The 11,075-nt window shown below is 71.2% G+C and carries 11 protein-coding genes; 8 read left to right on the plus strand and 3 right to left on the minus strand.

Features of this window, described 5'->3' with window-relative positions:
- Positions 1 to 134 precede the first annotated feature (134 nt).
- Entirely contained in the window at positions 135 to 821 is a 687-nt protein-coding gene (locus AB0K21_RS30235) for an ATP-binding cassette domain-containing protein (protein ID WP_364155096.1), read from the plus strand.
- Positions 818 to 1,549 (plus strand): ABC transporter permease, encoded by a 732-nt coding sequence (locus tag AB0K21_RS30240; protein WP_364155098.1) that lies wholly within the window; start codon positions 818 to 820, stop codon positions 1,547 to 1,549. The genes AB0K21_RS30235 and AB0K21_RS30240 overlap by 4 nt, the downstream gene beginning before the upstream one ends.
- 42 nt (positions 1,550 to 1,591) lie before the next feature.
- On the opposite strand, the gene menD is transcribed toward AB0K21_RS30240, so the two are convergent.
- Both menD and menB read right to left on the minus strand, forming a co-directional pair.
- Entirely contained in the window at positions 1,592 to 3,250 is a 1,659-nt protein-coding gene (gene menD, locus AB0K21_RS30245) for a 2-succinyl-5-enolpyruvyl-6-hydroxy-3-cyclohexene-1-carboxylic-acid synthase (protein WP_364155100.1), read from the minus strand.
- Positions 3,251 to 3,367: 117 nt separating this feature from the next.
- Positions 3,368 to 4,222, minus strand: a complete 855-nt coding sequence (menB, locus tag AB0K21_RS30250) for a 1,4-dihydroxy-2-naphthoyl-CoA synthase (RefSeq protein WP_343978451.1) — start codon at positions 4,220 to 4,222, stop codon at positions 3,368 to 3,370.
- A 116-nt stretch (positions 4,223 to 4,338) separates the two neighbouring features.
- Between menB and AB0K21_RS30255 the strand changes: the two genes are divergently transcribed.
- The 3 genes from AB0K21_RS30255 to AB0K21_RS30265 all read left to right on the plus strand — a co-directional run bounded on the left by AB0K21_RS30255 (position 4,339) and on the right by AB0K21_RS30265 (position 7,467).
- Positions 4,339 to 5,514, plus strand: coding sequence for an AMP-binding protein (locus AB0K21_RS30255; protein ID WP_364155102.1), 1,176 nt, complete (start codon positions 4,339 to 4,341; stop codon positions 5,512 to 5,514).
- A 48-nt stretch (positions 5,515 to 5,562) separates the two neighbouring features.
- Positions 5,563 to 5,940: a hypothetical protein gene (locus tag AB0K21_RS30260; RefSeq protein WP_364155104.1), complete on the plus strand. Its 378-nt coding sequence runs from the start codon at positions 5,563 to 5,565 to the stop codon at positions 5,938 to 5,940.
- Between the two features lie 192 nt (positions 5,941 to 6,132).
- Positions 6,133 to 7,467 (plus strand): RNA polymerase sigma factor, encoded by a 1,335-nt coding sequence (locus AB0K21_RS30265; RefSeq protein ID WP_343978333.1) that lies wholly within the window; start codon positions 6,133 to 6,135, stop codon positions 7,465 to 7,467.
- 87 nt (positions 7,468 to 7,554) lie between these two features.
- Here AB0K21_RS30265 and AB0K21_RS30270 read toward each other — a convergent pair whose 3' ends face one another.
- Positions 7,555 to 7,764 carry an MbtH family protein gene (locus AB0K21_RS30270; RefSeq protein WP_343978336.1) on the minus strand — a complete coding sequence of 70 codons (210 nt, stop codon included), beginning with the start codon at positions 7,762 to 7,764 and terminating at the stop codon, positions 7,555 to 7,557.
- Positions 7,765 to 8,145: 381 nt separating this feature from the next.
- Here AB0K21_RS30270 and AB0K21_RS30275 point away from each other — a divergent pair, with 381 nt between their 5' ends.
- The 3 genes from AB0K21_RS30275 to AB0K21_RS30285 all read left to right on the plus strand — a co-directional run bounded on the left by AB0K21_RS30275 (position 8,146) and on the right by AB0K21_RS30285 (position 10,969).
- A complete protein-coding gene (locus AB0K21_RS30275; RefSeq protein ID WP_343978339.1) occupies positions 8,146 to 8,907 on the plus strand; it encodes a 2,3-dihydro-2,3-dihydroxybenzoate dehydrogenase in 762 nt (253 codons plus the stop codon).
- A gap of 20 nt (positions 8,908 to 8,927) precedes the next feature.
- A complete protein-coding gene (locus tag AB0K21_RS30280; RefSeq protein ID WP_343978341.1) occupies positions 8,928 to 10,094 on the plus strand; it encodes an isochorismate synthase in 1,167 nt (388 codons plus the stop codon).
- 215 nt (positions 10,095 to 10,309) lie between these two features.
- Positions 10,310 to 10,969 carry an isochorismatase family protein gene (locus AB0K21_RS30285; RefSeq protein WP_364155108.1) on the plus strand — a complete coding sequence of 220 codons (660 nt, stop codon included), beginning with the start codon at positions 10,310 to 10,312 and terminating at the stop codon, positions 10,967 to 10,969.
- Positions 10,970 to 11,075 lie beyond the last annotated feature (106 nt).

Here is an 11,075-nt window from a genome sequence, read left to right on the forward strand (position 1 = left end):
ACCGGAAGGGACCATGGACCCCAGGGTGGAGATGCCTCCACCCGACCGCACGACGATCCCCTCCCGGGTGGAGGTTGCCGGCTCCACCTCCGGCACCATGTGCCCGCACCTGCCGGCAGGTCATCGTCGGGACCATGTCAGCAATCAGCGTCACTCATCTCGGCAAGTCGTTCGGCGGGGTACACGCCGTGGACGACCTGTCCTTCACCGTGGAACGAGGAACGCTCACCGCCTTTCTCGGCCCCAACGGGGCGGGCAAGACCACCACCCTGCGCATGATCCTCGACCTGGTCGCGCCCACCCGCGGCACCGCCACGATCGGCGGCACGGCCTACCGTGACCTGGACCGGCCCGTCGCCACGGTCGGCGCGGTACTGGAGTCGACGGCCTTCCACCCCGGGCTGAGCGCCCGCGCGCACCTGGAGACGCTCCGCCTCGCCGCGGGGCTGGAGCCCTCGTGTGTGGCGCACGCGCTGGAGCAGGTCGACCTCACCGCCGCGGCCGACCGCAGGGTGCGGGGCTTCTCCCTGGGCATGCGCCAGCGGCTCGCCCTGGCCTCCGCCCTGCTGGGAGACCCGGAGATCCTCATCCTCGACGAGCCCGCCAACGGCCTGGACCCGGCGGGCATGCGCTGGCTGCGGGGCTTCCTGCGGGCCTACACCCACCAGGGCCGCACGGTCCTGGTCTCCACACACGTACTCGCCGAGATCCGGCAGATCGCCGACCACGTGATCATCCTTACCGCGGGCCGCCTCGCCTGGCAGGGCCCGCTGACCCCGCGGACCGACCTGGAGGAGCTGTACGTGGAGGTGACCGGATGAGCCGTCTGATCCGCGCCGAGCTGTTCAAGGCCCGCGCGAGCCGCGTCACCTGGATCCTCGTCGCCCTGGCACCCCCGCTGTGCGTGCTCTGGGCGGGGCTGATGGTCGCGACGGCGGAGCCGGGCGGCGCGACGGCGCCGCAGATCGAGAACGTCTACAACATGGCCCAGCAGTCCTATGTCTTCGCCCTGATCCTCGGTGTCCTGGGCATGGCCGGGGAGAACCGCCACCAGACGATCACCTGGCAGTTCCTGGTCACCCCCCGGCGGGAGAGGGTGGTGGGGGCGAAGCTGGCCGCGTACGGCATCGTCGGGCTGCTCGTCGGCGCGGTGTCGGCGCTGGTCACGCTGGCGGCGGGCCTGGTCATGCTCGGCCTGGCCGGTCATCCCGCCTGGACTCCCCGGGTGCCGATGGTACTGCTCGGCTCGATGCTCAGCGTCGTCCTGTACGGCCTGCTCGGAGTGGGCCTCGGAGCTCTGCTCCGCAACCAGGTCGCGGCGGTGGCGGTGGCGCTGGCCTGGTTCATGTACGCCGACTACCTGCTCACCATGCTGCTGCCCGGCCTGGGCCGGTGGCTGCCGACCGGGGCGGCCCGCGCCCTGGGCGGCATGAACATGCGGGGCGGTGAGCTGCTGCCCGCCTGGGGCGGCGGGCTGCTGTTCGCCGGCTATGTCGTGGTGATCGTGCTGGCCGCCCGCGCGCTGACGCTCCGCCGCGACATCACCTGATCTCGCCGTACACCGACACAGGTGCGGGCGGGGGGGGGAGCGTCAGGACATGACCTCGCGGACGGCGGCGTGGGCCGCGTCGCGCATCATGCCGTGCAGCATCGCGTTGGACTCCCGCTCCGTCCGCACCTCGACGATGCGCAGCCCCTCACCGCGCAGCGCCTTCACCAGCTGGCCCGGCTCGTTCACGAAGGTGTACGGCGTGCCGGTGGCGGCTGCCAGGTAGCCCAGGTCCACCCCGTGCGTGGTGCCGAAGATCCGCTCGAAGGGGTCGCGGAGCGTGGCCTGGGGAAGCAGCGAGAAGATCCCGCCGCCGTCGTTGTTCACCACGACCAGGCAGAGGTCGGGGCGGGGCTCGCGAGGGCTGAGGACCAGCCCGTTCTGGTCGTGCAGGAAGGTCAGATCGCCCATCAGGGCGTAGGAGGGGCCGTTGTGGGCGAGGGCCGCACCCATCGCGGTCGACACGACGCCGTCGATTCCCGCCGCTCCCCGGTTGGCCAGGATCCGCAGTCCCCGCCGGGAGCGCATCGCCTGGTCCAGGTCGCGGATCGGCATGGAGGAGCCGGAGAACAGCAGGGACCCGTTGGGCAGCGCGTCCACCAGATCGCGGGCCAGGCGCGGCTCGCTGAGCCCGGCCCCGTCCAGCACGTCGTCGATCGCGGTCCTGGCCGCCGTCTCGGCGCGACGCCAGGAGTGCAGCCACGTGTCGTCGCCCGCCGGGATCGGGATCTCCACCACCTGGGCGGCCTGGGTGGCCGAGCGGGTCGGGTCGGGCCAGCGGGTCATGTCGGCGGCGACCACGATGTGCTCGTCCGCCTGACTCAGCCAGTTGAGCAGCGGCCGTGACAGCCCGGGACGGCCCAGGGTGACCACCACGTCCGGCCGGTGCCGGTCGGCGAACTCAGGGGTGCCGAGGAGGAAGTGGTAGGTGGACATCGCGTGGTCGCCGTAGCGGGCGCCGCCGTTGGGCTCCGACAGGACGGGCCACCCGGCCATGCCCGCCGCCGCCACGTATCGGCGCACGTTGGTCGCGCCGTCGCCGACGACGAGCACGCCCCGCCGGGTCGGCGGCAGGTGCAGCGCCACCGACGGGGAGCCCACTCTGGCGCGGATCCACGGCCCCGGCGCGTCGCTCTCCAGGGACTCGCACCAGGAGAGGTCGCCGTCAGGGATCAGCGGCTCCCGGAAGGCCACGTTGAGGTGGACCGGGCCCGGGTCGTAGGGGCCCAGCGCGCGCTGGTAGGCGCGGCAGGCCAGCGACCGCCAGTAGGCGACCTGCCCCGGCCGCTCCTCGGGCGCGCCGACCTCGCTGAACCAGCGGACGGCCGTGCCGTACAGCTTGATCTGGTCGACGGTCTGGCTCGCGCCGGTGTCGCGCAGCTCGGGCGGGCGGTCGGCGGTGAGCACCAGCAGCGGCACCCCCGACTCGTGTGCCTCGATGACGGCCGGATGGAAGTTGGCCGCCGCGGTGCCGGAGGTGCAGATCAGGACGACCGGCCGCTCGCTGCGGCGGGCCAGCCCCACCGCGAGGAAGGAGGCCGAGCGCTCGTCCACCCGCACGTGCAGCCGAATACGGCTGTCGGCGTGCACGGCGAGGGCGAGCGGCGCCGAGCGCGACCCCGGCGCGAGCACCACGTCCGTGACACCGCAGCGGGCGAGCTCGTCGATCAGCACGGTCGCGAGCGCGGTCGCGGGATTCACGCATCGCCTCCTTAACTCCGCACCCGGGGGTAGGTCCATCCCGAGGCGCGCGAAACCGACCTCGCCTACGCGGGACGGCGCGCCTCGGGACCGGCCCCGTTCGGATCTTCGCTGCCCCTAGGGGCGGCGCGGGAACCTGCCGAAGTCGGGGGCGCGCTTCTCCTTGAAGGCGTCGCGGCCCTCCTGCGCCTCCTCGCTCATGTAGTAGAGCAGGGTGGCGTCGCCGGCGAACTGCTGCATCCCGGCGGCGCCGTCGGTCACCGCGTTCAGCGCGCCCTTGAGCATGCGCAGCGCCAGCGGCGACTTCTCCAGCATCTCCCTGGCCCACCTGACCGTCTCGGCCTCAAGCTCGGCGAGCGGGACGACCGCGTTGACCAGCCCCCAGTTCAGGGCGGTCTGCGCGTCGTACTGGCGGCAGAGGTACCAGATTTCGCGGGCCCGCTTCAGGCCCACGGTCTCGGCCAGCAGCCAGGAGCCGTAGCCGCCGTCGAAGGAGCCGACCTTGGGACCGGTCTGGCCGAAGACCGCGTTGTCGGCGGCGATGGACAGGTCGCAGCACACGTGCAGCACGTGGCCGCCGCCGATGGCGTAACCGGCGATCATCGCGATGACCGGCTTGGGGCAGCGGCGGATCTGAACCTGCAGGTCCAGCACGTTGAGCCTGCCCACGTGCGGGGTGGACTTGTCGACGTAGCCGTCGTCACCGCGGATCTTCTGGTCGCCGCCGGAGCAGAAGGCCCTGTCGCCCGCGCCGGTGAAGATGATCACACCGACCTCGGAGTCCTCCTGGGCGGCGTTGAAGGCCTCCTTGAGCTCGAAGAGCGTGGTCGGGCGGAACGCGTTGTGCCGCTCCGGACGGTTGATCGTGATCTTGGCGATGCCCTCGCCGGTCTCGTAGACGATGTCCTCGTACTGACCGGACCTCTTCCAGTCGACCGCACCGTCCCGCTCGGGAGTCGTCTCCGCCGCCACCTGCTCGTCCGCGCCCGGCTCGACTCTCTCCGTGCCCACGATTGCTTCGCCCCCTCCGCTGCGCCGGGGCCGTCCCCGGCCGTTGTCCGGCTTTCGGCACTAACCTTACGACTGTGATGACCATTCCTGTGCACGAGGAGTGGCTTTCCGTGCAACGAGAACTGCATGCCGTGGTGTCCGCGGCGGGTCCGGAGCTGTTCCGGGCCGTCGGCTCGGCACTGGAAGGCCAGGGCCCGGCCATCCTGCCGCTGTCCCCCGCCCTGCCCGCCCCCGCGTTGCGGGCGACGCTGGAGGCCCTGCGCCCGACCCACGTCGACGGGGTCCGCCGCGAGGACGGCGTCGGCGTGCCCGCCGAGGTGGCGGTGGTCATCGCCACCAGCGGTTCGACCGGCACCCCGAAGGGCGTGCAGCTGTCGGCCGAGGCGCTGAGGGCTTCGGCGTCGGCCTCGCTGCGGCGCCTGGACGCGGGGGCGGGCGAGCGCTGGCTCTGCTGCCTGCCCCCCTCCCACGTGTCCGGCCTGCAGGTTCTGGTGAGGGCGCTACTGGGCGGGACCGAGCCGATCACGCACGAGGGGTTCTCCCCCGAGGCGGTGCTCACCAGCGGTGCCGACCACGTCTCGCTGGTGCCCACCCAGTTGCGCCGCCTGCTCCACGCGGATCTGTCGGTGTTCAAGACGATCCTGCTCGGCGGTGCCGCCGCTCCCCCCGACCTGCTCGACGCGGCCCGCGCGGCCGGCGCACGGGTGGTCACCACGTACGGCATGAGCGAGACCTGCGGCGGGTGCGTCTACGACGGCGAGCCCCTCGACGGGGTGGGGGTCGGCATCGGCGGCGACGGCCGGATCCGCCTGAGCGGGCCGGTGCTGTTCTCCGGCTACCGGCTCCAGCGCGGCCTCACCGAGGCCGCGCGCGACGGTGACTGGTTCCTCACCTCGGATCTGGGCGCCCTGGATGACGGGCGGCTGCGCGTGCTGGGGCGGGCCGACGACGTCATCAACACCGGGGGCGAGAAGGTCGTCGCCGCGGCGGTGGCCGCCGCGGTGGCCGAGCATCCCGCGATCATCGACGTCGCCGTGGTCGGCCGCCCCGATCCCGAGTGGGGCGAACGGGTGGTGGCCTTCGTCGTTTCGCAGGCCCCGCCGTCCCTGGCCGAGTTGCGCGCCTTCGCCAAGGAGCGGCTACCCGCCTACGCGGCTCCCGCCGAGCTGATCGTAATGACCGAAATACCGCTTTTGGCCAACGGCAAGCCGGACCTGGAAACTCTCCGTTATGGTCGTGACCGGGAACCGTGAAGACGCTGTCACACGTCCAAGGGATAGCCGAAGCAGGAGGACAATCTCATGAACGTCACCCGCAAGACATGGGTCTCGGCTGGAGTCGTGAGCCTGGTCCTGGCCGGTGGCATCTCCGTCACGGCGGCCGCCGCGGCGGGAGGCATCGGGAAGAGCGGGAGAACATCGGGCGAGCCGGTGCCGGTCGCTCCGCACGACCCCGCCCCGTCCTCGTTCCGGGACGGCCCGCCCTCACAGGAGCCGTCGCCGACGGCACCGCCCCCGTCCTCGGAGGGCTATGTGCTCTCCGAGAAGGTCAACCCGGATCCGGAGAAGGTCGTCGGCTACTGGACGGAGCACCGCATGGAAGAGGCCGAGCCCTTCCCGATGCCCATGGTCGAGGGCCCTCTTGACGTGATCGAGGATTCCTCGGACGTGACCGAATAGGGCCCTACCAGGCACTCATACACGGGTGGATCGCCGAGAGGGCGGTCCACCCATCATATTTTCCGAGTCAAGTCGGGAACAGAAAGTTCTTGGCTGTGGTTATTGGTACTGGTGCGCCGAGCGGCCCCAGGCCGCCCCACCCGAAGACTGAAAACCGTAATCAGACGACTCCGTGATGGAGGAGGTGTCCTCATGCCCCCGACCGCCGTGGCGGCCTCATCTGAAGCCCCGACGACCCTCGAACAGCTCATTGACCGAGGGCGAGTTCAGGGCCACCTTTCACTCGCGGAGCTGCGTCACGCCTTCGCCGAGGCGGGCATCAGCCCCACCGAGGGCAGGTCGATCCTGCGCGAGCTCACCGAGTCCGGCGTCAGCCTGGCCGCCGAGAACGAGCCCGTGCTCTCCCCTGCCACCGCCAAGGCGGCGAAGACCACCACCCGCAAGAGCACCGCCCGCAAGGCGAAGCCCGCCCCCGCGAAGAAGGCGTCGGCCAAGACCGAGACCGCGGCCAAGGGCAAGGACGCCGCGGCGGAGGCGGACGACGAGTGGAACCCCCCGGAGGAGATGGAGGCCGAGACGGAGACCGAGTCGACCTTCGACCTGGACGACCACTCCTCCGTCATGGGCGACTCCGTGCACACCTATCTGAAGTCGATCGGCCGCCGCACCCTGCTCACCGCCGCCCAGGAGGTCGAGCTGGCCAAGCGCATCGAGGCCGGCCTGTACGCCGAGTCCAAGCTGGAGGCCGAGCCGGGCCTGTCCGCGGTCATGCGCGACGACCTGGAGTGGATCGCCGAGGACGGCCGCCGGGCCAAGGACCACATGCTGGAGGCCAACCTCCGCCTGGTCGTCTCCGTGGCGAAGAAATACACGGACCGGGGCATGGCCCTGCTCGACGTGGTCCAGGAGGGCAACCTCGGCCTGATCCGCGCGGTGGAGAAGTTCGACTACACCAAGGGCTACAAGTTCTCCACCTACGCCATGTGGTGGATCCGCCAGGCCATCCAGCGTGGCTTCGCCGACTCGGCCCGCACCATCAGGCTGCCGGTGCACGTGCTGGAGATGCTCTCCAAGCTGTCGCGTATCGAGCGCGACATGCACCAGCGCCTGGGCCGCGAGCCCACGCCGGACGAGCTTGCCGTCGAGCTGGACAAGACTCCCGACCAGATCGAGGAGCTGCTGCGCACCAGCCGCCAGCCGATCAGCCTCAACGCCACCATCGGCGAGGACGGCGAGACCACCATCGGTGACCTCATCGAGGACATCGACTCGCCCGAGGCCTCGGAGGTCGTCGACCGCCAGCTGCTGGGCGAGCAGTTGCGCGGTGTGCTCGGCAACCTCTCCCCGCGGGAGGCCAAGATCATGGCCTTGCGCTTCGGTCTCATCGACGGTAAGCCCCACACCCTCGACGAGATCGGCAAGCACCTCGGCCTGACCCGCGAGCGCATCCGCCAGCTGGAGAAGGAGTCGCTCTCCAAGCTCCGCCACCCCAGCAACACACGCCCGCTGCTCGACTGGGCCAGCTGACCCGCCCCGAAGGGCGCCCCCGCGAGACCTCCCGGTCCGTGAGGGCGCCCTTCGCCGTCTCCTGGGCCGCCGCGAGAGGTCCGGCGATCAGCCGCCCATCGCGGCGGCAAGGCTCCTGGGGCGCATGTCGGTCCAGGAGCCCTCGACGTAGGCCAGGCACCCGGCGCGGGAGTCCTCACCGTGGGCGACCTCCCAGCCCGCGGGGACGCCGGCGAACGCGGGCCACAGCGAGTGCTGGCCCTCCGCGTTCACCAGTACCAGGAACGGCGCGCTCTCGTCGTCGAACGGATTGGTCATCGAGTACCTCCAGCGGGAACATCCCGGGCCTCCGGCCCGGAGATCGGAATCGGGTACCCCTCTCGGGGAGGGGAGGCGAGCGACGCGAACGGAGGTCACCCGCCGGGCGGACGGGTTCCCCCTCCCGGATCCAGGGATCCGGGAGCGGACGAAGGGTCGCCTGACGCTTTCGGAGAGCACCTGGCCACGGCGCCGAACGAGTGACCGGGGGGACTCCTGAGACAGGTTTTAATTAGGAAAGCCTAACCTAAAATCCACCTTATTGACGCAGGCGTCAAGCGGCATATCATCATGACCAGATCACATTTCACATCTACTGACATCCCCTGACGCATGGGGCAAGTGAGGTAAGGCTAACCTAAATTTTTTGGTGAGGTGTATGTGACCAACAGGCAAGACCATCCTGGCCTCCCCGGGACGGTGGCCCTGGTAACGGGCGCCGCGGGAGGCATCGGAGCCGCCGTCGCGACGGCTCTCGCCCGCGCCGGGATGATCGTGGCCGGAGTCGATGTGCGCGACGGACCCTGGGAGAGCCGGCCAGAGCCGATCGCCCGCCACCTGGCCGACGTCAGGGACCCCGGCCAGGTTGACGCCGTCGTCAGCAGGGTCGAGAACGAACTGGGACCCATCGGCGTCCTGGTCAACGTCGCGGGCGTACTGCGTACCGGCGCGGTGACCGATCTGAGCGCCGACGACTGGGAACACGTGTTCGCGGTGAACGCCGGCGGGGTCTTCCACACCCTCCGCGCCGTGACCCGCCACATGATCCCCCGCGGCCGCGGAACGGTCGTCACCGTGGCCTCCAACGCCGCGGGCGTACCGCGCGTCGGCATGGCGGCATACGCGGCCTCCAAGGCCGCCGCGGTCATGTTCACCCGATGCGCCGGGCTGGAACTCGCCCGCCACGGCATCCGCTGCAACGTGGTCTCGCCCGGATCGACGGACACCGCGATGCAGGCGGGACTCGACCCCCGCACCGTGCTTGAGGGAGATCCGTCCTCCTACCGCGTGGGCATTCCACTGGGCCGGCTGGCCGACCCCTCGGACATCGCCGAGGCGGTGCTGTTCCTCGCCTCGGACCGTGCCCGGCACATCACCATGCAAGACCTGTACGTGGACGGCGGCGCCACGCTCCGGGCCTGAGATCCCCCGAAAGGTCAGCTTTGACTATCGCATACGAGGCGATCAGCGCCACCGAACTCCTCGACGAATACCGGCCAGGCTCCTCATCGATCTTCTCCTCCCCCCGGCACACCCTCCTCGCCGGAGGCGTCGCCGCCGTGCTGCCCCCCGTGCGCACCCTGCGGGAACTGGCCCAGAGCGTACGCGGGCACGGCGACCTGATCCTCGGTGCGGTCCCATTCGACGACCCCGCCTCGGCGCACCTGGTCACCCCCCTGCGCACCCGCTGGGCCGACCCCTTCCTACCCGGCGAGCCACCACGCAGGGAGAGCACACGACCATGGCGGATCACCCCCGTCCCCACACCCGCGGGCCACCTGGAAGGCGTCCGGCGGGTACTGGAACTGCTCCGCACCGGATCGGTGGAGAAGGTGGTACTGGCCAGATCCCTGGAACTGACGAGGCCCGAACCCGCCGACGTCGCCTCGATGGTCCGACGCCTGGCGGTACGCGATCCGCACGGCCACGTCTTCGCCATCGACCTGCCGGGCGGACGGATCCTGGTGGGCGCCAGCCCCGAACTACTGGTCTCCAGGGACGGCCCCGCCGTCGTCGCCAACCCACTGGCCGGCTCGGCCGCGCGCAGCGCCGACCCCGCGGAGGACCGCCGCCGGGCGGCGGCGCTTCTCTGCTCGGCCAAGGACCAGCACGAGCACGCGGTCGTGGTCCAGGCCGTGGCCGCCGCACTCGCCCCACACTGCCGGGCACTGAGCGTCCCATCCGAGCCGTCACTGATCTGCACCTCGACCATGTGGCACCTGTCCAGCAAAATCACCGGCCGACTCGCCGACCCCCGGACCACCTCCCTCGACCTGGCCGTCGCCCTGCACCCGACCCCCGCGGTCTGCGGCACCCCCACCGCCGCGGCACGCGCCGCCATCACCGGCATCGAACCCTTCGACCGGGGCTTCTACAGCGGCATGGTCGGCTGGTGCGACACCTCGGGCAACGGCGAATGGGCGGTGGCCATCCGCTGTGCCGAGGTGACCGGCGCGGGCATCCGGCTGTTCGCCGGCGGCGGGATCGTAGCGGGCTCGGTCCCCGAAGAGGAACTGGCCGAAACCTCCGCCAAGTTCCGCACCCTCCTGCACGCCCTCGGCCTGGACCTGGACTCCGCCCCCTGCCCCGGAGAGAGATCGGAGAGGTGAAGAGGCCGACCCGGCCGCCCGGCGCCGGTCAACCGGCCGTGCCGAAGACCCTCCCGCCGAGGCGGGACCGGCCACGAGAGCGATCCCCGACCGGCTCCCGCTCGCGAAGACCCAGCCGAACCACCACCGCCAAGGCACACAGGACGAACTCGCGCTCCCGGCGACCCCCCGTACGCGTCGAGACGTCGAGCACAAGGTAAGAAGGAGAGGCAGCCGTGGCCATACCCACCATCACCCCCTATCCGATGCCCCGCGAGGACGAGATGCCGGTCAACCGCGTCTCCTGGACACCGGACGCCCGCCGGGCGGTGCTGCTCGTCCACGACATGCAGAACTACTTCGTCAACGCGTTCGCGCCGGGAACCTCACCGATCGTGGAACTGGTCTCGGCGATCACCGGCCTCCGCGAGACGGCCTGGCAACTCGGCATCCCGGTGGTCTACTCGGCCCAACCGGGCGGACAGACCTCGGCACAGCGTGGCCTGCTGGAGGACTTCTGGGGAGCAGGGGTGGGTGCCGACCCCGGCGCCCAGGAGATCGTCACCGCGCTCACCCCGGGCCCGGCCGACATCCGGCTCACCAAGTGGCGCTACAGCGCCTTCCACCGCACCCCGCTCCGTGAACTACTCGCCGAGCAGGGCCGCGACCAGCTCATCGTCACCGGCATCTACGCCCACATCGGCTGCCTGATGACGGCCTGCGACGCCTTCATGGGAGACGTGGAGGTGTTCTTCGTCGCCGACGGGGTGGCCGACTTCTCCGCCGAACACCACCGGATGGCCCAGACCTACGCGGCCGAGCGGTGCGCGGCGGTCCTGGCCGCCGCCCGCGTCCAGCGACTGCTCACCGCCTCCGCCGCACACGCCGCCCGCTGAGCCGGGCGGGGCGCCCGGCGCAGGGGGCGGCGGGGACGGCCGGGCGCGGGACCCCCGGGCAGCCGGGCCGCCCGGTGAGGTCGCGCGGGGTGCGGAGGCGGGGGCA

This window comes from Streptosporangium sp. NPDC049248 (assembly GCF_040678965.1).
GTDB lineage: Bacteria > Actinomycetota > Actinomycetes > Streptosporangiales > Streptosporangiaceae > Streptosporangium > Streptosporangium fukuiense.